The sequence below is a fragment of the Streptomyces sp. NPDC032822 genome (genome assembly GCF_055578825.1).
The window spans coordinates 241,464-262,640 of record NZ_JBVIOL010000004.1 but is presented as its reverse complement, the minus strand read 5'-3'; the positions used below and the strand labels follow the sequence as shown (position 1 = coordinate 262,640).

20 protein-coding genes are annotated in these 21,177 nt (G+C 69.3%); 10 read left to right on the top strand and 10 right to left on the bottom strand.

Annotated features, from left to right (window positions below):
* The first annotated feature begins 340 nt into the window (after nucleotides 1-340).
* A complete protein-coding gene (gene dnaB, locus ACZ5VD_RS13685; RefSeq protein ID WP_468550084.1) occupies nucleotides 341-1,822 on the top strand; it encodes a replicative DNA helicase in 1,482 nt (493 codons plus the stop codon).
* Nucleotides 1,823-1,883: 61 nt separating this feature from the next.
* Nucleotides 1,884-3,269 carry a serine hydrolase domain-containing protein gene (locus tag ACZ5VD_RS13680; RefSeq protein WP_468682309.1) on the top strand — a complete coding sequence of 462 codons (1,386 nt, stop codon included), beginning with the start codon at nucleotides 1,884-1,886 and terminating at the stop codon, nucleotides 3,267-3,269.
* A 56-nt stretch (nucleotides 3,270-3,325) separates the two neighbouring features.
* Here ACZ5VD_RS13680 and ACZ5VD_RS13675 read toward each other — a convergent pair whose 3' ends face one another.
* Both ACZ5VD_RS13675 and ACZ5VD_RS13670 read right to left on the bottom strand, forming a co-directional pair.
* Nucleotides 3,326-3,778 carry a GNAT family N-acetyltransferase gene (locus ACZ5VD_RS13675; RefSeq protein WP_468682308.1) on the bottom strand — a complete coding sequence of 151 codons (453 nt, stop codon included), beginning with the start codon at nucleotides 3,776-3,778 and terminating at the stop codon, nucleotides 3,326-3,328.
* Nucleotides 3,779-3,807: 29 nt separating this feature from the next.
* A complete protein-coding gene (locus ACZ5VD_RS13670; RefSeq protein WP_468550087.1) occupies nucleotides 3,808-4,266 on the bottom strand; it encodes a MarR family winged helix-turn-helix transcriptional regulator in 459 nt (152 codons plus the stop codon).
* Nucleotides 4,267-4,410: 144 nt separating this feature from the next.
* On the opposite strand from ACZ5VD_RS13670, the gene ACZ5VD_RS13665 reads away from it, so the two are divergent.
* Nucleotides 4,411-5,616: an MFS transporter gene (locus ACZ5VD_RS13665; RefSeq protein WP_468550088.1), complete on the top strand. Its 1,206-nt coding sequence runs from the start codon at nucleotides 4,411-4,413 to the stop codon at nucleotides 5,614-5,616.
* Nucleotides 5,617-5,713: 97 nt separating this feature from the next.
* Here the strand turns inward: ACZ5VD_RS13665 and ACZ5VD_RS13660 are convergent, their stop codons facing one another.
* On the bottom strand, nucleotides 5,714-6,580 hold the full coding sequence (locus ACZ5VD_RS13660) for a GNAT family N-acetyltransferase (RefSeq protein ID WP_468682307.1): 867 nt from the start codon (nucleotides 6,578-6,580) through the stop codon (nucleotides 5,714-5,716).
* A gap of 200 nt (nucleotides 6,581-6,780) precedes the next feature.
* Here ACZ5VD_RS13660 and ACZ5VD_RS13655 point away from each other — a divergent pair, with 200 nt between their 5' ends.
* Together ACZ5VD_RS13655 and ACZ5VD_RS13650 are read left to right on the top strand one after the other, a co-directional pair.
* Complete coding sequence (locus ACZ5VD_RS13655; RefSeq protein WP_468682306.1) at nucleotides 6,781-7,413, top strand: HAD family hydrolase; 633 nt, start codon at nucleotides 6,781-6,783, stop codon at nucleotides 7,411-7,413.
* Nucleotides 7,414-7,832: 419 nt separating this feature from the next.
* Nucleotides 7,833-9,551 carry a globin domain-containing protein gene (locus tag ACZ5VD_RS13650; protein ID WP_468682305.1) on the top strand — a complete coding sequence of 573 codons (1,719 nt, stop codon included), beginning with the start codon at nucleotides 7,833-7,835 and terminating at the stop codon, nucleotides 9,549-9,551.
* Nucleotides 9,552-9,597: 46 nt separating this feature from the next.
* Here ACZ5VD_RS13650 and ACZ5VD_RS13645 read toward each other — a convergent pair whose 3' ends face one another.
* The 5 genes from ACZ5VD_RS13645 to ACZ5VD_RS13625 form a co-directional block, all read right to left on the bottom strand.
* Nucleotides 9,598-10,080 (bottom strand): NUDIX domain-containing protein, encoded by a 483-nt coding sequence (locus tag ACZ5VD_RS13645; RefSeq protein ID WP_468550092.1) that lies wholly within the window; start codon nucleotides 10,078-10,080, stop codon nucleotides 9,598-9,600.
* 156 nt (nucleotides 10,081-10,236) lie between these two features.
* Nucleotides 10,237-11,286, bottom strand: a complete 1,050-nt coding sequence (locus tag ACZ5VD_RS13640) for a LysR family transcriptional regulator (protein WP_468682304.1) — start codon at nucleotides 11,284-11,286, stop codon at nucleotides 10,237-10,239.
* 219 nt (nucleotides 11,287-11,505) lie between these two features.
* A complete protein-coding gene (locus tag ACZ5VD_RS13635) occupies nucleotides 11,506-12,660 on the bottom strand; it encodes a cystathionine gamma-lyase (RefSeq protein ID WP_468550094.1) in 1,155 nt (384 codons plus the stop codon).
* On the bottom strand, nucleotides 12,657-13,148 hold the full coding sequence (locus ACZ5VD_RS13630) for a low molecular weight protein-tyrosine-phosphatase (protein WP_468682303.1): 492 nt from the start codon (nucleotides 13,146-13,148) through the stop codon (nucleotides 12,657-12,659). Before ACZ5VD_RS13630 ends, ACZ5VD_RS13635 begins: the two co-directional genes overlap by 4 nt.
* A gap of 4 nt (nucleotides 13,149-13,152) precedes the next feature.
* Nucleotides 13,153-13,530 (bottom strand): phage holin family protein, encoded by a 378-nt coding sequence (locus ACZ5VD_RS13625; RefSeq protein WP_468550096.1) that lies wholly within the window; start codon nucleotides 13,528-13,530, stop codon nucleotides 13,153-13,155.
* A gap of 57 nt (nucleotides 13,531-13,587) precedes the next feature.
* On the opposite strand from ACZ5VD_RS13625, the gene ACZ5VD_RS13620 reads away from it, so the two are divergent.
* From ACZ5VD_RS13620 to ACZ5VD_RS13605, 4 genes are all read left to right on the top strand, one after another.
* Entirely contained in the window at nucleotides 13,588-13,905 is a 318-nt protein-coding gene (locus ACZ5VD_RS13620) for a cupin domain-containing protein (protein WP_468550097.1), read from the top strand.
* 147 nt (nucleotides 13,906-14,052) lie between these two features.
* On the top strand, nucleotides 14,053-14,265 hold the full coding sequence (locus tag ACZ5VD_RS13615) for a DUF5326 family protein (protein ID WP_468550098.1): 213 nt from the start codon (nucleotides 14,053-14,055) through the stop codon (nucleotides 14,263-14,265).
* A 429-nt stretch (nucleotides 14,266-14,694) separates the two neighbouring features.
* Nucleotides 14,695-15,429 carry an IclR family transcriptional regulator gene (locus tag ACZ5VD_RS13610; protein WP_468550322.1) on the top strand — a complete coding sequence of 245 codons (735 nt, stop codon included), beginning with the start codon at nucleotides 14,695-14,697 and terminating at the stop codon, nucleotides 15,427-15,429.
* A gap of 99 nt (nucleotides 15,430-15,528) precedes the next feature.
* The gene (locus ACZ5VD_RS13605) at nucleotides 15,529-15,966 is read left to right on the top strand and encodes an SsgA family sporulation/cell division regulator (protein ID WP_468550099.1); all 438 of its coding nucleotides are present in this window, start codon (nucleotides 15,529-15,531) and stop codon (nucleotides 15,964-15,966) included.
* 330 nt (nucleotides 15,967-16,296) lie between these two features.
* Here the strand turns inward: ACZ5VD_RS13605 and ACZ5VD_RS13600 are convergent, their stop codons facing one another.
* Nucleotides 16,297-18,030, bottom strand: coding sequence for a YibE/F family protein (locus ACZ5VD_RS13600; RefSeq protein ID WP_468682302.1), 1,734 nt, complete (start codon nucleotides 18,028-18,030; stop codon nucleotides 16,297-16,299).
* A gap of 253 nt (nucleotides 18,031-18,283) precedes the next feature.
* Here ACZ5VD_RS13600 and thiC point away from each other — a divergent pair, with 253 nt between their 5' ends.
* Nucleotides 18,284-20,101 carry a phosphomethylpyrimidine synthase ThiC gene (gene thiC / locus ACZ5VD_RS13595; RefSeq protein ID WP_468682301.1) on the top strand — a complete coding sequence of 606 codons (1,818 nt, stop codon included), beginning with the start codon at nucleotides 18,284-18,286 and terminating at the stop codon, nucleotides 20,099-20,101.
* Between the two features lie 195 nt (nucleotides 20,102-20,296).
* Here the strand turns inward: thiC and ACZ5VD_RS13590 are convergent, their stop codons facing one another.
* Nucleotides 20,297-21,157, bottom strand: a complete 861-nt coding sequence (locus ACZ5VD_RS13590) for a hypothetical protein (RefSeq protein WP_468550102.1) — start codon at nucleotides 21,155-21,157, stop codon at nucleotides 20,297-20,299.
* Between the last annotated feature and the right edge of the window lie 20 nt (nucleotides 21,158-21,177).

Here is a 21,177-nt window from a genome sequence, read left to right as displayed (position 1 = left end):
TTTTCTTCTGCACAGCCGGTGGACGGGAAATTCGCAGGTCAGGGCATTTGTGCTGAGAGGAGTCCCAGCTTGTTCACAGGGCTGTCCACCGTGTCGTGCACAGGTTTTGCGGAGTTCTCCACAGCATCCGGGCCGTCGTCCACATGGCCTGTGGATAACCAGATTGGCTGACGGTGCCCGCGGGCCTACCGTGGACCGGCGCCCACTCCGTCCGTCGGCCTGGAAACCATCACAAAACCGACGCGCCTGAACCGGAGTTGGGCGCCTCATTTGTCAGTGCCGTGCCGTAGAAATGAGGGGCACGGCTAGGTCCGCTCTGCGGACGAGAGGAGGTGGCTCGGTGAGTATTTCCGAGCCTTTGGACGACCCCTGGGCCGACAGCGGTCCCAGTGATCGTCTGCCCTCCTCACGCCGACGCGGCGACGGAGCCCGGGGCCGCGACGAGCAGCACGACAGAGGCGGGGAGAACGGCGCCTGGGAGGGCGGCGGAGGTTCGTCCTTCGAACGCGTTCCGCCACAGGACCTCGATGCCGAACAGTCCGTCCTCGGCGGCATGCTTCTGTCCAAGGACGCCATCGCCGACGTCGTCGAGGTCCTCAAGGGCCACGACTTCTACAAGCCCGCCCATGAGACGGTCTTCCAGGCGATCCTCGACATCTATGCCAAGGGCGAGCCGGCCGACCCCATCACGATCGCCGCCGAGCTCACCAAGCGCGGCGAGATCAACAAGGTCGGCGGGGCCTCGTATCTGCACACTCTCGTCCAGACCGTGCCGACGGCGGCGAACGCGGAGTACTACGCGGAGATCGTTCATGAGCGCGCCGTGCTGCGCCGCCTGGTCGAGGCCGGCACCCGCATCACACAGATGGGGTACGCGGCCGAGGACGACGTCGACGAGATCGTCAACCGGGCCCAGGCGGAGATCTACGCGGTCACCGAGCAGCGCACCAGCGAGGACTACCTGCCGCTGGGCGACATCATGGAGGGCGCGCTCGACGAGATCGAGGCGATCGGCTCGCGCAGTGGCGAGATGACCGGTGTGCCCACCGGCTTCACGGACCTCGACTCGCTCACCAACGGCCTGCACCCGGGCCAGATGATCGTCATCGCGGCCCGCCCCGCCATGGGCAAGTCCACGCTCGCGCTGGACTTCGCGCGGGCCGCGTCCATCAAGCACAACCTGCCGAGCGTCATCTTCTCCCTCGAAATGGGCCGCAACGAGATCGCGATGCGTCTGCTGTCGGCGGAGGCGAGAGTGGCCCTGCACCACATGCGCTCCGGCACGATGACGGACGACGACTGGACCCGCCTGGCGCGCCGGATGCCCGAGGTGTCGTCCGCGCCGCTCTACATCGACGACTCCCCGAACCTGTCGATGATGGAGATCCGCGCGAAGTGTCGTCGGCTGAAGCAGCGCAACGACATCAAGCTCGTGATCATCGACTATCTGCAGCTGATGCAGGGCGGTGGCTCCAAGCGTTCCGAGAGCCGTCAGCAGGAGGTCTCGGACATGTCCCGTAACCTCAAGCTCCTGGCCAAGGAGATCGAGGTCCCGGTGATCGCGCTCTCGCAGCTCAACCGTGGTCCCGAACAGCGCACCGACAAGAAGCCGATGGTGTCCGACCTGCGTGAGTCCGGCTCCATCGAGCAGGACGCGGACATGGTGATCCTGCTGCACCGCGAGGACGCCTACGAGAAGGAGTCGCCGCGCGCGGGCGAGGCGGACATCATCGTGGGCAAGCACCGTAACGGCCCGACGGCGACGATCACGGTCGCCTTCCAGGGCCACTACTCGCGCTTCGTGGACATGGCGCAGACCTGAACCACTCCCACCGGGTCTTATGCGTTCGACGCCCGGGCTTCCCGCGGGATGAACTGGGGTCATGACGACACCTCAGGAAGAGTTGCTTCCCGGTACCCGCCGGGCGCTGTTGCACCGGATTGCCGTGGCCCAGGCCGAAGGACGTGCGCCGTCGCTGGTCGCCGCGGTCGTCCGGGGTGGGCGGGCGGTGTGGCACGGTTCGCGGACCTCGGTGGAGGGGCACGGTCCCGACGAGGACGTGCAGTACCGGATCGGGTCGATCACCAAGACCTTCACCGCTGTTCTGGTGCTGCGGCTGCGCGACGAGGGCGTGCTCGACCTGAGTGACCCGTTGGAGAAGCACGTGCCGGACACCGGTGCGGGGGAGGCCACGATCGCCGAGCTGCTCGCCCACACGAGCGGTCTGGCGGCCGAGTCACCTGCGCCGTGGTGGGAGCGGACTCCGGGCTCCCTACGCCCCGAACTCGCCGACGTGCTGGGGGAGCGACCCTTCCGGCATCCGGTCGGCCGCCGCTTCCACTACTCCAACCCCGGCTACACCCTCCTGGGCGCGCTGGTCGAGAGGCTGCGCGGGGCCCCGTGGGAGGAGGTTCTGCGGCGAGAAGTGCTCGCACCCCTGGGGCTCGACCGTACGAGTACGCAGGCGCGGTCCCCTCATGCCGGTGGCTGGGCCGTGCACCCCTGGGCCGACGCGATGCTGCCGGAGCCCGTCGAGGACCTCGGACTGATGGCGCCCGCCGGTCAACTCTGGTCGACCACCGGGGACTTGGCGAGGTTCGCCGTCTTCCTGGCGAAGGGGGACGATCGGGTGCTGAGCGCCGAGACCCTGCGGGAGATGCGGACGCCCGCGGCGCCGGCCGAGACCGCGGATGTCATGGACGGCGCCGCGTACGGTCTCGGGCTGCAGATCCAGCAGCGGGACGGACGCCTGCTCGTGGGGCATTCGGGGTCGTTGCCGGGCTTCCTCGCCAACCTCACCCTCGGTGTGGCGGACGACGTGGCGGCCGTGGTGCTCGCCAACTGCACCTCCGGCCCGTCGCTGTCGGTCGTGGGCGCCGATCTCGTACGGATCGTGGCCGAGGCCGAGCCGCGCATCCCCGATCCGTGGCGGCCCTTGGCCGAAGTCGACGCAGCCGTACTTGAGTTGGCGGGTCAGTGGTACTGGGGGACGCATGCCTTCGCCCTGCGGCTGACAGCCGACGGGCTCCTCTCGCTGGAGCCCCTCTCCGGCAAGGGCCGCCGTTCGCGGTTCCGGGCGAACGGCGACGGTACCTGGACGGGACTGGAGGGCTACTACGCCGGGGAGCTCCTGAAGGCCGTACGGAGCCCGGAGGGGATCGTGAGCCATGTGGACCTCGGGTCCTTCGTCTTCACGCGTCAGCCGTACGGAGAGGAGGCTTCCCTGCCCGGTGGGGTGGATCCCGAGGGCTGGCGAGGCATCGGCTAGCCGTGCTCGCGTGGAAGCGGTCTGTTTCACGTGAAACAGACCGCCGCGTCGTCATGTCACAGCTGGAGCTTGAAGCCCGTGTGTGAGGCCGTGAAGCCGAGCCGTTCATAGAAGCGGTGGGCGTCCGTGCGGGTGTTGTCCGAGGTCAGCTGGACCAACTGGCAGTCCTGGCGACGGGATTCCTGGATCGCCCACTCGATGAGCAGCGTCCCCAGGCCGCTGCCTCGTTCGTCCGCGTGGATACGCACGCCCTCGATGATCGACCGGGTGGAGCCGCGTCGGGACAGCCCGGGAATGATCGTGAGCTGAAGCGTGCCGACGACGCGGCCTTCGCGGACGGCGACCACCAGATGCTGGTGCGGATCGTTCGTCAGACGTTCCAGTGCCGCCAGGTACGGCGTCAGGTCGTCCGGCGACTCACGCCGGGCACCCAGGGGGTCGTCGGCGAGCAGGGCGACGATCGCGGGAACGTCGTCCGCGGTGGTGGGCCGTATCTCAAGATCTCCCATGCCCGCACCCTACGCAGTGGCGCCCTTGCCTAAGCGGGGGTGTGGAGGGTTTCGACGGCTTGCACGAGGGGGGTGAGCTGGGGGTTGTCGGCGGCGTTGTCGAGGGCTTGGCGCAGGGCAGTCTCGTTGGTGGGGCGGGCTTGTTCGAGGAGGGCGAGACCTGCGGGGGTGACGTTGGTGTAGATGCCGCGGCGGTCGGTGGGGCAGAGGTAGCGCGTGAGCAGGCCACGGTCCTCGAGGCGGGTGACGAGGCGGGTGGTGGCGCTCTGGCTGAGGACGACGGCGTCGGCGACCTGCTTCATCTGGAGGTGGCCGCCTTCGCCGTCGTGCTGGCGGCTGAGGACGTCGAGGAGGGAGTACTCGCGCACGCTGAGGTCGTGCCCGCTCTGCAGGGCCCGCTCGATGTGGGCCTCGATACTGCCGTGCAGCAGGGAGAGGGCGCACCAGCCCTGGGCGAGGGCGGTGAGTGCAGGGTCTGTGGCGGTCATCGACGTTCTCCTCCGTCCGGGAGTGGCTGTCATCAGGGTATAACGACATCGAAATAGTCAGCGTTTGCATATATAGAGCGTCTGCAACTAATGTGTCTGTGCGTAACGCGCTCCTGCAATCGTCTGGGAAGGTGTCATCCCCCTATGCCGCTCGCTCTTCTCGCCCTCGCGATCGGGGCCTTCGGAATCGGAACGACCGAGTTCGTGATCATGGGTCTGCTGCCCGAGGTCGCGGGCGACTTCGGTGTCTCCATTCCCACCGCCGGGTTCCTGGTGACCGGATACGCCCTCGGCGTCATGTTCGGCGCCCCGCTGATGACCGTGCTCGGCACCAAGATCTCCCGCAAGCGGATGCTGATGCTGCTGATGGGGCTGTTCATCGCCGGCAACCTGCTGTCCGCCCTCGCCCCCGCCTTCAGCGTCATGCTGATAGGCCGGGTCGTCGCCTCACTCGCCCATGGGGCCTTCTTCGGCATCGGCTCGGTCGTCGCTGCCGACCTGGTAGCCCCCGGTAAGAGGGCCGGGGCCATCGCGATGATGTTCACCGGTCTGACCGTCGCCAACGTGGTCGGCGTTCCGCTGGGCACGCTCGTCGGGCAGTCCGTCGGCTGGCGCGTCACCTTCGCGATCGTCGCCGCCCTGGGCGTGATCGGTCTGCTCGGCATCGCCAGGCTCGTCCCCGAGATGCCCCGGGCGGAGGGCGTGAGCCTGCGCCATGAACTGGCCGCCTTCAAGAACGCGCAGGTCCTGCTCGCGATGGCGATGACCGTCCTCGGCTTCGGCGGCGTCTTCGCGGCCATCACCTACATCGCGCCGATGATGACGCATGTCGCCGGTTTCGCCGACGGCTCGGTCACCTGGCTGCTGGTCCTCTTCGGCCTCGGTATGGTCGCCGGCAACCTCGTCGGCGGCAAGTACGCCGACCGCGCCTTGATGCCCCTTCTCTACGTCTCGCTGGGCGCGCTCGCCGTCGTTCTCGCCCTCTTCACGCTCACTGCCCACCACAAGGTTCTGGCGGCCGTCACGATCGTGTTGATCGGTGCCCTGGGCTTCGCGACCGTCCCGCCCCTCCAGAAGCGTGTCCTCGACCAGGCGCACGGTGCCCCGACCCTGGCCTCGGCCGTGAACATCGGCGCCTTCAACCTCGGCAACGCGCTCTCCGCCTGGCTCGGCGGTCTCGTCATCTCGGCCGGCCACGGATACACCGCACCCAACTGGGTCGGCGCCGCCCTCGCCGCGGGCGCCCTGCTCCTGGCCTTCCTGTCGGCCGCTCTGGAACGCCGGAACGGCGTGCCCGCGGTGGTCGCGGAGGCCCTGCCGACGGACCGGAGGGCGGCCGTTCACCACTGAGGCGTACGGCTTTCCCGGCACGGGCCACACACGGCGGCGCCCGTTCCCGCATCCCCGGGAACGGGCGCCGCCGTGACGTCGTCCTGGCTCTCGAACCTCAGCCCGCCGCCACCGTCAGCGGCGCGAAGCGGCGCGTCCAGTCCCCGGGGAGTTCCGCGACGCCGTAGGTCATGACGGCGTTGAAGGCGGCGGACGAGAGACCGTGCTCCTTCGCCCACGCCACCAACTCCTCGTGGCGCACGTCGATGTCGGTCCGCAGCGGGCGGTCGGTGTGGGCGGCGAGTGAGGCGATCAGCGCCTTGGCCGTCTGCGTGTCGCGGGCGATCAGCGGGCCCACGACGTGGGTGTCCATGTTGGGCCAGGCCGCCGCGTAACCGATGATCCGGCCGCTCTCCTCGGCGACACGCAACTGGTCGGCGAAGGCGGGCAGCCGGGTGACGACGTGTGTGCGGTCGGCGCCGAACACCTCCTCGTCGAGCCGCAGAATGTCGGCGATGTCCTCCGCGGTCGCCGCACGGGTGGCCACGTCGGGAAGCGAGCCGCCCGGGGAGAAGCGGCCGCGCAGCATCTCGGCCCGGCCGGTGACCTTGAAGCCGAGTTCCTCGTAGAGCGGCCGGCCGTTCGGTGTCGCGTGCAGGGTCAGCGGCGTGGTGCCCATCGCGGAGAGGATGTGCTGCATCAGCCGGCGTCCGACGCCCTGGCGGGCATGCCGCTCGGCGACCAGCACCATGCCGATCGCCCCGAGATCGGGCTGGTCCAGCGATCCGTACTCGGTGACCACGCAGGCGCTGACGAGTCCGCCCTCGGGGTCGTCGATGCCGTATCCCTTCCCGGCCGAGAGGAGGAGGCCCCACTTGTGCTCCTCGCGTGGCCACCCCCGGTCCTCGGACAAGTCGGCACAGGCGCTGAGGTCGCGCCGCGTCAGACGGCGGATGGGCAGGTCAGTGGAGGAAGGAGTCGGCACGCAGGTCAGGCTGTCTGACCGGCACCCTCGGCGTCCACCTGTTTCCCGAGCGACGTACGAGCTTTTGGCCATGTCGTGGCCGAGCACACAGCCCACGAACAGACGCTGGTCGTTTCACGTGAAACATCGGCGAACGATGACTGTCCGACCGCCGACCGCCGACCGAGAGGCCGGACAGGAGTCCCGCTAGCCTCGGCGACATGGCCAGACTTCACCTCTTCGACCTCGACGGCACGTTGCTGCACGGAAGTACCGCGCCTGTGGAGATTTCACGGCAACTCGGCTTGGAGGCCGAGGCGGTGGCGCTCGACCAGGCGATCGGAGCGGGGCTGATAGGGCCGCCCGAGTATGCGGCGGAGGTGCACAGGCTCTGGGCCGAACTCACCGACGCCCATGTGACAGCGGCCTTCGAAGCCGCCCCCTGGCTGGCACGCATCCGTGAGGTCTGGGCGGAAATCAGGGCCGACGGTGACTACTGCGCCGTGGTGTCGCTCTCCCCCTCGTTCTTCGTGGAGCGTCTCATCGGTTGGGGCGCTCACGCGGCGCACGGATCCCGTTTTCCCGCGCTGCCGTTCGTCCAGCCCCTGGACCCGGCCGGGGTGCTCAACGCGGCGGCCAAAGTCGTGATCGCCGACCGGCTGTGCGAGGAGTTCGGCGTGGTGCGGGCCGACTGCGTCGCGTACGGGGACTCGCTGTCGGACAAGGACCTGTTCGGGGTGGTGCCGATCTCCGTCGCGGTCAATGCGGACAGCTATCTCGCCGGTCTCTCGACCCACTCCTACACGGGGCGTGATCTGTGGGAAGCCTATGAATTGGTGCGGCACGCCCGGTAGTTGAGGGAATTGATGGTTCGCCACCCCGTCGTGTTCGTGGCGGAGGAGGCGGGACTTGTCTGGGCGGCGGCGGCCGGTAGGGTCGACTCCGGTTCGTGTCCGGCCGGGAATCCTTCTGTAGGCCCTGAGCGGGCCGAGAGCAGGGCAATGCAGCCTAACGGGACGGAGAGATCGAAGAACCGAATTTCCGGTTATGCGGCCCGGGCATCCAGAGCGGGTGTGACGCTGCGATGAGAGCACTGCGGCCAATGTCACACTCTCGCCTTACTTGTCCGTACGGAGCCGGAACACGGGTTGAATGTGGCCGCATTGGCCGCGACGCCGGACACGAGAGCAAGCCGTCTGCGGGGGAAAGCAGGCACCTTCCGAACCGAGGAAGTGCGCAGACCGACCGAAAGATGTTCGAGGCGAGGCACATCATGGACGCTCCGACCACCACGTCGGCCGACAACGGCACTTCCGGCGGCGGGAGCGGCTGGTTCACGCCGCGCACGCAGCCGGAGACGACAGCGGGCGGCGAACAGGAAACCGCCGACGGAAGCCGGCTGGCAGCGATGCGCCCGGTGGGCAGGACCGAGACAGGCACCGGCACGCACACGCCGACACAGGAGACCGCCCCGCCCGCCACCACAACCGGCGCTGTACCGACCCTCGGTGCGACCGCGGACGACACACCGCCCACAGAGGCGACAGCGACGGCAGCAGACGTACCGCCCGTCACAGCGTCCGACATACCGGCCGCCACCACCACGGGCACCACTGCCACCGGCAGGCCGGCCGCGCTACAGGCTCCCGAGGCATCACCACCGCCTCCCCCGGCAGCCCCTCTACCGGCTCCCACCCCGGATCCGCCCGCCCAGGCCCCGCTGATCCACGCTCCCCTCGCCCAGGCCGCGCGCGAAGAGGCCCCCTTCCTCACCCGGACCGCTGCCCCCGAAGCACCGCCCGCCCAACAGCGCGTGCCCGCTCAGCGCTTCGCCGCACAGCAGGACGCCTCCGCGGCAGCCACCCCGGCCCAGGCAGCCTCTCCGGACGCCGTCCTCGTCCGCCGGACCATGGCCGAGGTCGGCCCCGTGGCCGAGAAGGTCACCTCGTACTTCTACGCGTTGCTCTTCGTACGCCACCCGGACCTGCGGTCGTTGTTCCCGGCCGCGATGGACACCCAGCGGGACCGGCTGCTCAAGGCGCTCCTCACCGCGGCCGAGCACATCGACAACACCGCTGTCCTCGTCGACTACCTGCAGAACCTCGGCCGCGGCCATCGCAAGTACGGCACCCGGGCCGAGCACTACCCGGCCGTCGGCGAATGTCTGATCGGCGCCCTCAGCAAGTACGCCGCCGCCATCTGGAACCCCGAGCTGGAAGCGGCCTGGGTCCGGACCTACACGACGATCTCGCAGGTCATGATCGACGCGGCGGCGGCGGACGAACTCCGGGCCCCCGCCTGGTGGTACGCGGAAGTCGTCGCGCACGACCTCAGAACGCCCGACGTCGCCGTCGTCACCGTCCGCCCCGACCAGCCCTATCCCTTCCTCGCAGGCCAGTACACGAGCGTGGAAACGCCCTGGTGGCCAAGGATCTGGCGGCACTACTCCTTCGCTTCGGCGCCCCGCTCCGACGGTCTGCTGTCGTTCCACGTGAAGGCCGTCCCCGCGGGCTGGGTCTCCAACGCCCTGGTGCACCGAGCCCGGCCCGGCGACATCATCCGGCTCGGCCCGCCCGCCGGTTCGATGACCGTCGACCACACCACCGACAGCGGGTTGCTCTGCCTCGGCGGTGGCACCGGCATAGCCCCCATCAAGGCACTCGTCGAGGATGTCGCCGAACACGGTGAACGGCGACCGGTCGAGGTGTTCTACGGCGCCCGTACCGATCACGACCTCTATGACATCGACACGATGCTCAGGCTCCAGCAGTCCCACCCCTGGCTCTCGGTTCGCGCGGTCATCGACCAGCAGGCGCACCTTCACCTCCCGGACGCGATACGCGAGTACGGCCCGTGGAACGAGTACGACGCCTATCTCTCCGGTCCGCCCGGAATGATCCGCAGTGGTGTGGACGCGCTCAGGGACATCGGCATGCCGTCGGAACGCATCCGCCACGACTCGGTGGAGGAGCTTGTGGCCGCCGCTCAGTGACCCGTCCGGGGCCCAGCCGGGTGGGGTCGGACTCAGGCCGGGGGCGTCAGCCGAGATCCGGGGCGTGCATGGCGAGTACGCCCTCGATGTTGCCGTCCAGGTAGTGCCGTAGAGACAGCGGTACGAGGTGCACGGTGGCGATCCCGACGCGAGTGAACGGCACCCGGACGATCTCGTACTCGCCGACGGGTTCGTCCATCTCGGGCCCGTGCCGCAGCGACGGGTCCATGGACTCCAGGTGGCAGACGAAGAAGTGCTGCACCTTCACGCCGGTCGAGGCGGCGTCCTCGCCGATGTGCTCGACGGTGTCGACGAAGCAGGGCACCACATCGGTGATCTTGGCGCCGAGTTCCTCGTACACCTCGCGGTGCAGGGCGTCGACGACGGTGGTGTCGTCCGGCTCGACCCCGCCGCCGGGAGTGAGCCAGTAGGAATCCATGCCGGGCTTGGTGCGCTTGATCAGAATCAGGTCGGCGCCGTCCAGCAGAACAGCACGGGCGGTGCGCTTGACCACAGGTCGGACGGTCATGGGAGGAATGTGGCCCGGCTGGTTCCACGTGAAACATCGCGAGACGTCATCGCTCTGGATCACCGGGGGATCGGTTCGGGGCGAGGGAGGGACGGGCCGACGAACGAGCCCGTGACCGGGCGCGGAGCAAGGTCGTGACCAGCGGATTTACGGGGCTCAGCTCCACTCGCCCGCAGCCCGCAGCAGCCACTCGTGGGCCCGGGTGATGTGCGGCATGGCGAGCGTGCCGGTGCGGACCACCAGAAAGTACGTACGCAGGGGTGGCACCGCCGGATCGCGCAGCGCGACGACCTCGCCCCGTTCCAGGGCCGCTGCGCACAGATAGCGGGGCAGCACGGCGAGCCCCGCCCCTGCCACCGCACAGGCGAGAACCGCGCGCAGGTCGGGGACGATCACGGTGCCCGGCGCGGCCGGGAGGGAGTCGAAGACCGAAACCCAGTAACGGGAGACGAAGGGCAGCGACTCGTGCACCTCGATCACCGGGATGTTCTCCAGCGCGGGTGCGGATCCAGGTGGGGAGACGTCGTGCGATGCCCGCTCTCCCCTGGCCGCGGAGACGCCCTCCGCTACACGCCTCTCCCGGGTCCTGGGCACCCCCTCCGGCCCCCGCCCTCCCTTCACCGAGGTGACGTTCTCCAGGACCCGCGCTTCCCTGTGGCCCGGTTTTCCCGAGCCGGGCCGTTCGGCCCAGCTCGGGGCGGCGACCAGGACGTGCTCCTCGTCGCAGAGCGCAGTCGCCGTGAGCAGGGCGCCGCGTGGACGGGCCGTACAGATGGCCAGATCGTGATGCCCGGCGGCCAGTCCTTCCAGGACTTCCTCGGCGTTGCCGAAGGAGGCGCGCAGGGCGAAGCCCTGGCCGTCCTCGCCGGTCAGCTCGGTGAGCGCGGGCAGCGCGCGCTCCGCGGTGAACTCGGGAGGGCCGGCCAGATGCAGCGTCCGTAAGGACGACTCGTCGTCGAGGCCGGTCTCGGTGATCTCGACCAGGGCGTCGAGATGCGGCGCGGCCTTGTGGGCGAGTTCGTCGCCGATGCTGGTGGGCGTCACTCCACGGGCCTGCCTGAGGAACAGGGGGCGCCCCAACTGCCGCTCCAGCGTGCGGATCTGCGAGGTGACGGCAGGCTGGGACAGGCCGAGCAGGGCGGCGGCGCGAGTGAAGGAACCGGCCCGGTGCACCGTCACAAAGGTGCGCAGCAAGGCCAGATCCATGGCGACGCCCTTCCCTTCCCTGCCCTTCTTCCGGCCGAGGCAGGGCCCAACTATAAATATGTCGATAGGTCTCTGTCGCTACGGTGATTGGACACTGACACAGAGTCAACTAGCCTTGCTTGCGCGGTTCTTCGCGCGCAGAACCGAGGACGGTCCGAGCCACGAGGGGGGAGGCTCGGACCGTCCGTCGTCCGTGGACGGGTCCCGCCCGCCCAGCCGTCAGCCGGCCGATTCGTCCAGCGCGCGCAGCACATCCGCCACCAGGTCCTCGGGGTCCTCGGCACCCACCGAGAAGCGGATGAAACCGTCCGGCACGGCATCCCCGCCCCAGCGTCCGCGGCGTTCGGCCGTCGAGCGCACCCCGCCGAAACTGGTCGCGTCGTCGACGAGCCGCAGCGCGTCGAGAAAACGGTCGGCACGCGCGCGCGTGGGCAGCGTGAAGGAGACCACGCACCCGTAGCGCCGCATCTGCTGCGAGGCGACCCGGTGGGAGGGGTCGTCGGGAAGCCCCGGATAGCGCAGCCAGGTCACTTCCGGGTGTTTCCGCAGCGCCTCAGCGAGCACCAGGGCGGTCGCGTTCTGCCGGTCGACCCGCAACTGGAGCGTGGCGATCGAACGGTGGGCGAGCCAGGCCTCCATGGGGCCCGCGATGGCGCCGACGATCTTCCGCCAGCGGCGTACGGCGTCCATGGCCTCGCCGGCGCGGCCGGTGACGTACCCCAGGAGGATGTCCCCGTGCCCGGTGAGCTGCTTGGTGCCGCTGGCCACGGAGAGGTCGGCGCCGAGCTCCAGCGGGCGCTGTCCGAGCGGCGTCGCGAGCGTGTTGTCGACGGCTACCAGGGCGCCACGCGCGTGTGCCGCCTCGGCGAGCCTGCGGATGTCGCACACGTCGAGCCCGGGGTTCGAGGGCGTCTCGATCCATAGCAGCTTCGCCCCGTCGAGGACGTCGAGCTGGGCGTCGCCGCCGGTGGGCGCGGTCCTCACCTCGATGCCGTACGCCTCCAACTGGGTACGGACCAGGGGCAGCACCTGGTAGCCGTCGCCGGGCAGGACGACCGCGTCCCCGGCCCGCAGCTGTGAGAACAGCACCGAGGAGATGGCGGCCATGCCCGAGGCGAACACGAGCGTCTCGACGCCGTCCTGCCCGGGCGCCTCCAGCTCGCCGATCGCGCGCTCCAACAGGGTCCAGGTCGGGTTGTCGTCACGGCCGTAGCCGTACGGACCCGTCACCTCGCCCGGCAGATGGAAGTGGGCGGCGAACACCGGACCGGGCAGGGTCGGCTCGTGCTTGACCGGCTCGGGCAGCCCCGCCCGCACCGCGCGCGTGCCGTCACCGCTGTCCACAGGGAGCCCCTGCCCACTCGTAGCGCTCATGCCGCCCGTCCCTCCACGTTCTCGCGTACCGCCGCGAGCAGCCCCTCGCTCGCCGCCTCCACCATCTCAAGGCACTCCTCGAAGCCGTCCGTGCCCCCGTAGTACGGGTCCGGTACGTCGAGGTCGGCGCCCGCGGCGGGATCGTAGGAACGCAGCAGCCGAACCTTCTCCGCGTCCTGCGGGGTGGGCGCGAGGCGGCGCAGCGCCTTGAGGTGGCCGGTGTCGAGGGCGATGACGAGGTCGAGGCGGGCGAACCACGACGGCTGGAACTGCCGGGCCCTGTGTACGCCGTCGTAGCCGCTGTTCTCAAGGACGGTGACGGTGCGCGGGTCGGCACTGTCACCCTCGTGCCAGCCGCCCGTGCCGGCGCTGTCGACCTCCACGCGCCCGTCGAGCCCGGCCTCCCGCACGCGGACCCGGAAGACCGACTCGGCCATCGGCGAGCGGCAGATGTTGCCCGTGCAGACGAAACAGACGCGGTAGGCCATCGGTCTAGTCCTCGTCGGGCAGCACGACGTTCAGCGCCCAGGACACGATCGAGATGATCAGGCCGCCCAGGACGGCGGTCCAGAAGCCGTCGACGTGGAAGCTCAGGTCGAGCTGGTCGGCCAGCCACGAGGTGAGCAGCAGCATCAGGGCGTTGACCACCAGGGTGATCAGGCCGAGAGTCAGGATGAACAGCGGGAAGGTGAGCACCTTCACGATGGGCTTGACCAGGAAGTTCACCACGCCGAAGACCAGGGCGACGAGGAGGAGCGTCCAGATCTTCTTGCCGGTGCTGTCGCCGGTCAGGGTGATCTTGTCGAGCAGCCATACGGCAACCGCCAGGGCGCCCGCGTTGGCGATCGTCTTGACTACGAAATTCTTCATGTGTCTGATCGTGGCAGACGAGATCGGTAACGAGCACGGCGAGGGCGGACTAAGTCGATGAAGGCATTCCGGTTGGACGAGCTGGAGGCGGAGCGCGCCGCCAATGACGGCGCCTACCTGCAGTTCCTGCGGGAGCGGACCATGTCGGTCGGCCTGTACGCGCTCGACGCGGGTGATCACGACCCGCAGCAGCCGCACCACCAGGACGAGGTCTACTTCGTCGTGAGCGGTCGCGCGGCGATCACCGTCGGCATGGAGACCACCCAGGTGGCGCGCGGCAGCGTGGTGTACGTGCCCGCGGGCGTCGCGCACAAGTTCCACCACATCAGCGAGGACCTCAGGGTCATGGTGGTGTTCTCTCCGCCCGAGAGCTGACCTGCGACCTCGGGGTTCCCTAGGGGATCAGTCAGGGGCGGACAAGGGCTGCGAGGCCCCCGTTCGCCCCGTCCCGGCCCTAGCATCGAACGCAGGACACCAGAAGATCCGGCACCACAGGCGCCGGACACCAGGGAGGCAAAGGCGATGCGAGAGATCTTCACGGGAATGCCGTGGTGGGTGAAGTGGGTCGCGGTGCCGGTCATCGCCCTCGTCGTGTTCGGCGGGCTGATAGCCAGTGTCGTCGGCTTCGTCATCGGCCTGCTCTTCAAGCTGCTGGTCTTCGTCGCCCTGGTCGGCGGACTGATCTACGTCGTAAGGAAGTTCACGACGAGCTCCTCGTCACGCAGCGAGTGGTGAGCGGTCACCTCGGGGCAACCGGTGATCGGTGACAGGAATCACCGGTTCCCTCGGGCGGGGGAAGTTTCCCGGGGAGACCGTCTGCGAGCGGTGACAGGCGGTTAGAGTCCGGAACTCGACGCGGGGACGACCCCGCGAGCGGCGTACACCCCCTCCCGTGTTCCCCGCACGGGCTGCCCCCTCGCGCTTCGGGAGTGACCCTTGGCCACGGTTGACACCGCACCCGTCCCATCCCCCCTACCCACCGCCCCCACCCAGCCCCACGGCCCCACCGCGGCCGGCCGGGCCTCTTTTCCGACTCCGGGAGCCCGCATCCGGCCCCCCGAGCAGCCCGTCGCACCGCCACAGCCGCCACCGCGACCTCGCCCGGGAACGCCTCCGACACAGCGCCAGGCAGCCCCGACCGCGCCACCCCACCCCGCGACCCTCATCGGGTCCGTGCAGCGCGCGATGCGCCTGCTGGAAGCCGTCGCCGAGCACGAACACGGAGCTCCCGCCAAGCAACTGGCCCGCGAGACGGGCCTGGCGCTCCCCACGGCGTACCACCTGCTGCGCACCCTCGTGTACGAGGGCTATCTGCGCCGCGACAAGGGACTGTTCTTCCTCGGCGAGGCGGCCGAGCGGCTGAGCAGCAGGGGAGCCCAGCAGAAACGTCGCAGCACGGTCGCGGAGACGCTCGCGCAGTGGCGCGACGCGATCGGCGCCCCCGTCTACTACGCCGTGTACCGCGACGGCGAGATCGAGGTCATGTGCGTCTCCGACACCCCGGGAAACCCGGCGGTCGAGGAGTGGGCCGACTTCCGGGAGACCGCGCACGCGCACGCCATCGGCCAGTGTCTGCTGGCCCAGTTGGACGACGACGCACGCCGAGACCACCTCGACCGCTACCCCGTGCAGTCCATCACCCCGTACACGGTGCGCGACCACCACTCCATGCTGCGCCGGCTCGAACGCATGCGCCGATCGGAACCGGTGACGGAGCGACAGGAGTACGCGCTCGGGACGGTGTGCGCGGCCATCCCGATCACTGTGGGCAACATGGCGGCGACCGTGGCCATCTCTCTGCCCGCCCATCAGGCCGACCGACTGCAGGCGTCGACCCAGCAATTGCAGGGTGCGCTGGGGTTGTTCCTCGGGTCGCTAGCGATCTCTATCAGTATCTGAAAACTCACTCCTTGTGATCTGCCGTGTACTTTAAGCAAGATTTCCCCAGTGTCAGAGGGATGATTCCCAGCCAGTCGACGTCAAGTGACGGGGTAGGCGATGCGCGAGTCCGTGCAGGCAGAGGTCATGATGAGTTTTCTCGTCTCCGAGGAGCTCTCCTTCCGGATTCCGGTGGAGCTGCGCTACGAGACTCTCGATCCTTACGCCATCCGGCTGACCTTCCATTTGCCGGGCGATGCCCCGGTGACCTGGACTTTCGGCCGTGAGCTGCTGATCGACGGGGTGGGGCGGCCGTGCGGGGACGGGGATGTGCGGGTCTCGCCCGCCGAGCCCGACGTCCTGGGTGATGTGCTGATCCGCCTTCAGGTCGGCAGCGACCAGGCGCTGTTCCGTTCGTCCACGGCTCCGCTCATCGCCTTCCTCGACCGCACCGACAAACTGGTGCCGCTGGGCCAGGAAGGCGCGCACGCCGACTTCGACGCCCACCTCGACGAGGCGCTGGACCGCATCCTGGCGGAGGAACAGAGCACGGGCTGAAGGGTTTCGGCGGCCGGGTGGTGGAGCGCTCCGACGCGGACGCGGGGTTGTGCAGGAACGCTCCTGCGCGGTGTGGCAGGGGCGGAGAGGGAAGTGCGGTGGGATGGCCGGGAATCGCTGGGAGTTCAGCGCTCGCGGTGGTGCTGAGAGCTCAGCACCCGTGCTGGGGCTTCCCCCGGCGGTCAGCTCCGGCTCGGTGTCAGCGTCGGCTGACACCGCTTGGTGCCGCCTCGGACCCGGCTGCGCCTCCTGCCCGGCTCCGCCTCGGACCCGGCTGCCTCTTGCCCGGCTCCGCCCCAGCCCCGGCTGCGCCTCAGACCTCGTTCCGCCTCAGCGCCTGCGGCGTCGGCCCTTGCCGCCGCGCGGCGGAGTCGGTCGGGAACCGGTCGCTGCCGCTTCCCCTCCCGGCGCTCCTGCCGGTACCCCGGCCGTCGCCGGCTTCCCCGCTCCCGTCCGGTCGGCCGAGACGACCAGTGCCGCGAGAGCCGTGGTGACCGGCACCGAGGCGACCAGTCCGATCGAGCCCACCAGCGTGCGCACGATCTCCTCCGCTACCAGCTCGCTGTTGGCGACCGTCCCCACGCTGCTCTGCGCGATCGAGAAGAGCAGCAGCAGCGGCAGCGCGGCACCGGCGTAGGCGAGGACGAGTGTGTTGACGACGGACGCGATGTGGTCGCGGCCGATGCGGATGCCCGCGCGGTACAGCCCGCGCCAGCTCATCGTCGGATTGGCCTCGTGCAGCTCCCAGACCGCCGACGTCTGGGTGACCGTCACATCGTCTAGGACACCGAGCGAACCGATGATGACGCCGGCGAGCAGCAGACCGCTCATGTCGATCGTCGGATACAGGCCGTGGATCAGACCGGTGTTGTCGTCCGTGTTGCCGGTGAGCGCGGCCCAGCCGATGAACAGCGAGCCGAGGACACCGATCAGCAGCAGCGAGATCAGCGTGCCGAGCACCGCCACGGACGTGCGGGCCGACAGGCCGTGGCACAGGTACAGCGCGATCAGCATGATGGCGCTGGCCCCGACCACGGCCACGACCAGCGGATTCGAGCCTTGCAGGATCGCGGGCAGGACGAAGAAGTTGAGCACCAGGAAGCTGATGGCCAGCGCGACCAGGGCCATGACACCCCGCAGCCGTCCCACGACGATGACGGCGAGGGCGAAGATCCCGGCGAGCAGGGCCATCGGGAGGCGGCGGTTGACGTCGGTGACCGAGTACTGCAGGTCCTTCGGCGCGGAGGGTTCGTAGGCGACCACGACCTTCTCGCCCTCGTCCAACTGCCGTGACTGGTCCGGCTGGACGATCTCGGTGAACGTGCGGCCCTTGTCCTTGCCGGTGTCGACCCGGATCGTCGCCTTCTTGCAGGTGCCGTTCGCCTGCTGCTGCGCGGACGAGCCCTCGGCGGTGGAGGTGTCGCCGGTCGGGGTCTCCCCCGAGGCGTTCACCGACGAGCAACTCAGCCTGACGACCTTGGTGACCGTGGCCTGCTGGGTCTGCCGGTCGAAGCCGACGCCCGTGCGCTCGTGGGCCGGCGCGCCACCGGGCCACAGCACCACGAGCCCGACCAGGACGGCCGCGCCGAACGGGATCAGGATCGCCGCGATGACCTTGCGCAGGTGCCGGGAGACGGGTGCCGCCGGCCCGTGGCTGTGCGAGTGGCCGTGGCCGCCGCCGGACGCGGGACCTTCGTGCCCGTGCCCGCCCCCCGAACCGTTGCCGCCGTCACCGCCGTTGCCGTCACCCTGCCCGCCGCCGGAACCGTGTCCCGGACCGCCACCAGAGCCGTGACCCTGCCCGGCGTCGTGTCTGTCGTCATGGCCGTGCCCGTCGGCGACTCCGGCGCCGTGAGTCCGCCCGCCCCGGGCGGCGAAGAAGTCGTGGCCGCCTCTGTGGTCGCCGCTTCCCGGACCCCTGCCTCCGTGGCCGCCCCCAGGGCTGTCACCACGGGCATCCCCACGACCGTCCCCACGTCCGCCGTCGTCTCCGTCGCCGTTCCTGCCGCCCGGTCCGCGGGGCGGCTCGGATGGCGGGAACGGGAACTGCTGTGTCGTGGTCACCGACCGATCATCGCAAGAACGACAGGGGCCCCCTGTTCACCGCGCCCGAATTGACGCTAGCGTGGAGGCACCTTTGAACACGCGGGAGCTCGGAGCACCGGGCTGAGAGGGCGCTGACCTCCGTCCCAGTCATGTTTCACATGAAACATCGCCACAAGCGAGTGATGTTTCACACGAGACATCGGCAGACGGACATCGCTGCGTCGACCGCCGAACCTGTTACCGGGTAATGCCGGCGTAGGGAGTAGGTCTCATGACCAACAAGGACGCACGCACGCCTGCCTCCACGCAGGACACGAGGATTCCGGCGGCGGCGCCGACGGAGACCGTGTCGAGCGAGGAGACCGGAACGTCCATCGGCTGGCACAAGGCGTACGTCGAGGGCACACGCCCCGATCTGCGGGTGCCGGTCCGTCAGGTGCACCTCACCAACGGGCAGTCGGTCACGCTGTACGACACATCGGGCCCGTACACCGATCCCCACACCCCGACCGATGTCCGCAGGGGCCTGTCGCCGCTGCGGGAGAACTGGATCGTCGCGCGCGGCGACACCGAGGAGTACGCGGGCCGTCCCGTCCGCCCCGAGGACGACGGGGTCAAGCACACCTCGCCGCGGGGTGGACTGCGCAATCTCGACGCGGTCTTCCCGGGGCGACCGCGCCTCCCACGACGCAGCCGCGACGGCGACGCGGTCACGCAGCTCGCGTACGCCCGCCGGGGCGAGATCACACCGGAGATGGAGTACGTCGCCCTCCGGGAGAACGTTCCGCCGGAGGTCGTCCGCGAGGAGATCGCGGCAGGCCGGGCCGTGTTGCCGGCCAACGTCAACCACCCGGAGATCGAGCCGATGATCATCGGCAAGCGGTTCCTGGTGAAGGTCAACGCCAACATCGGCAACTCCGCGGTGACGTCCTCCATCGAGGAGGAGGTCGAGAAGATGACCTGGGCGACCCGATGGGGCGCCGATACGGTCATGGACCTGTCCACCGGCCGCAACATCCACACCACCCGTGAGTGGGTGCTGCGCAACTCCCCCGTCCCCATCGGCACGGTGCCGCTCTACCAGGCGCTGGAGAAGGTCGACGGTCGGGCCGAGGAGCTGACCTGGGAGATCTACAAGGACACGGTCGTCGAACAGGCCGAGCAGGGCGTGGACTACATGACGGTCCACGCGGGCGTGCGCCTGCCGTATGTGCCGTTGACCGCGAACCGCAAGACCGGCATCGTCTCCCGCGGCGGCTCGATCATGGCCGCGTGGTGCCTCGCGCACCACAAGGAGAGCTTCCTGTACGAGAACTTCGAGGAACTGTGCGAGATTCTCGCCGCCTACGACGTCACGTACTCCCTCGGTGACGGCCTGCGGCCGGGCTCGATCGCGGACGCCAACGACGAGGCGCAGTTCGCGGAGTTGCGCACGCTCGGGGAACTCAACCGGATCGCGAAGCGTTTCAACGTACAGACCATGATCGAGGGCCCGGGACATGTCCCGATGCACAAGATCAAGGAGAACATCGACCTTCAGCAGGAGATCTGCGATGAAGCTCCGTTCTATACGCTCGGCCCGCTGACGACGGACATCGCTCCGGCGTACGACCACATCACCTCAGGCATAGGCGCCGCGATGATCGCGTGGTGGGGCACTGCGATGCTCTGCTACGTCACGCCCAAGGAGCACTTGGGCCTGCCCAACCGTGACGACGTCAAGACGGGCGTCATCACCTACAAGATCGCGGCCCATGCGGCGGACCTCGCCAAGGGACACCCTGGCGCACAGGAGTGGGACGACGCGTTGTCGGACGCCCGCTTCGAGTTCCGCTGGGAGGACCAGTTCAACCTGGCTCTCGACCCGGACACGGCACGGGAGTTCCATGACGAGACGCTGCCGGCCGAGCCCGCCAAGACGGCACACTTCTGCTCGATGTGCGGGCCGAAGTTCTGCTCGATGAAGATCTCCCAGGACATCCGCCGTCGGCACGGCGGCAGTCAGATGGAGATCGAGGAGGGCATGGCACAGAAGTCGCAGGAGTTCGCGGCGGCGGGCAACCGCGTGTACCTGCCCATCGCCGACTGACGGAACCGGGCCGTACCTTTTCCTGCTGTCCTGCTGTCCTGCTGTCCTGCTGTCCTGCTGTTCGGCGACGACCGGGTCGCGCTCGGTCGGTCGGGCGGCGGCCGGACGGCGGTCGGGCAGCCGGAGCACGGCCGGATCTCCGGCTTGCGCTCCCCTCGTCGGGGGCGCAAGCCGAGGGGCCGCGCCGGACCGGCCCTAGTCCGGCTGGTGTTCCGGCCCCCCGAAGTCCGGACTGGAGTAGTCCGGGCTGGAGAAGCTGGGGCGGGGACCGCGGGAGCCCTCGTCCGGGCTGCTGAAGCCCGGGCGGCCGTAGCCGAGGTTCGGCATGCGGCTGGTCGGCGCCGGGGGTGGCGTACGGTGCAGGGCGGTGCTGCCGGGGTCGGCGAGCGCCTCCCTGAGGAACGGCAGGACACCGCGTTCCAGAAGTGCTTCGCACCAGGCCTCCCTGGCCCGGTTCACCTCCTCGCTCATCACGCCGTACGGCCCGGCTTCGAGCGAGGGCCGGTTGCGCAGCGCGGTGAGCAGCAGTCCGACGGCGGCAACGAGGATCGCGGCCGCGGTCATCGCGCCGAACACCCATCCGGTGGTGAGCATGGTCTGGGCGATCGCCGGCTCGGGACTGAGCATCTTCAGGATGTAGCCCACGAGCAGGAAGAGCGCCGCGGCCGTGCCGGCGAGGACAGGCGCCAGGACCGCGGCGACGGCGACGGCGCCCGCACCGGTCTCGGCGACCTCTCCCATGGTGGTGGCGAGCCCCATCGTGCTCGTGCCCGGCTCAGGGGAACCGGTTTCACGCGTGGACGACGGGGTGGACGGCGCCGGATGGCGCAGTTCCTCGCGGACCTTCACATAGTGCTGGTACTCGGTCGCCGCGGCCGCCGTGACGAGAGCGGTGGCGTTGAGCGCCATGGTGCGCAGCTGTTCGGGGTTGAGTCGCTGGCCGACCTCGGCCAGTTCAGGGCGGTGTGGGGCGGAGCGCAGCGCCTCATCGAGGATCCGCTCGTACTCCTGGCGGTCCTCGCTCAGCAGGTGCTGCGGAACGCTGTTCATGTGCATCCCCCGATGCTCCGTAGGGC

Bases quoted from the DNA above. Each gene is read 5' to 3' on its own strand.
- ACZ5VD_RS13665 (WP_468550088.1), top strand. From the start codon at position 4,411: ATGCCGCTCGCTCTTCTCGCCCTCGCGATCGGGGCCTTCGGAATCGGA.
- ACZ5VD_RS13625 (WP_468550096.1), bottom strand. From the start codon at position 13,530: ATGAAGAATTTCGTAGTCAAGACGATCGCCAACGCGGGCGCCCTGGCG.
- ACZ5VD_RS13645 (WP_468550092.1), bottom strand. From the start codon at position 10,080: ATGACCGTCCGACCTGTGGTCAAGCGCACCGCCCGTGCTGTTCTGCTG.
- ACZ5VD_RS13590 (WP_468550102.1), bottom strand. From the start codon at position 21,157: ATGCACATGAACAGCGTTCCGCAGCACCTGCTGAGCGAGGACCGCCAG.
- thiC (WP_468682301.1), top strand. From the start codon at position 18,284: ATGACCAACAAGGACGCACGCACGCCTGCCTCCACGCAGGACACGAGG.
- ACZ5VD_RS13640 (WP_468682304.1), bottom strand. From the start codon at position 11,286: ATGGATCTGGCCTTGCTGCGCACCTTTGTGACGGTGCACCGGGCCGGT.
- ACZ5VD_RS13620 (WP_468550097.1), top strand. From the start codon at position 13,588: ATGAAGGCATTCCGGTTGGACGAGCTGGAGGCGGAGCGCGCCGCCAAT.
- ACZ5VD_RS13650 (WP_468682305.1), top strand. From the start codon at position 7,833: ATGGACGCTCCGACCACCACGTCGGCCGACAACGGCACTTCCGGCGGC.
- ACZ5VD_RS13680 (WP_468682309.1), top strand. From the start codon at position 1,884: ATGACGACACCTCAGGAAGAGTTGCTTCCCGGTACCCGCCGGGCGCTG.
- ACZ5VD_RS13605 (WP_468550099.1), top strand. From the start codon at position 15,529: ATGCGCGAGTCCGTGCAGGCAGAGGTCATGATGAGTTTTCTCGTCTCC.
- ACZ5VD_RS13670 (WP_468550087.1), bottom strand. From the start codon at position 4,266: ATGACCGCCACAGACCCTGCACTCACCGCCCTCGCCCAGGGCTGGTGC.
- ACZ5VD_RS13630 (WP_468682303.1), bottom strand. From the start codon at position 13,148: ATGGCCTACCGCGTCTGTTTCGTCTGCACGGGCAACATCTGCCGCTCG.
- ACZ5VD_RS13635 (WP_468550094.1), bottom strand. From the start codon at position 12,660: ATGAGCGCTACGAGTGGGCAGGGGCTCCCTGTGGACAGCGGTGACGGC.
- ACZ5VD_RS13675 (WP_468682308.1), bottom strand. From the start codon at position 3,778: ATGGGAGATCTTGAGATACGGCCCACCACCGCGGACGACGTTCCCGCG.
- ACZ5VD_RS13655 (WP_468682306.1), top strand. From the start codon at position 6,781: ATGGCCAGACTTCACCTCTTCGACCTCGACGGCACGTTGCTGCACGGA.
- ACZ5VD_RS13615 (WP_468550098.1), top strand. From the start codon at position 14,053: ATGCGAGAGATCTTCACGGGAATGCCGTGGTGGGTGAAGTGGGTCGCG.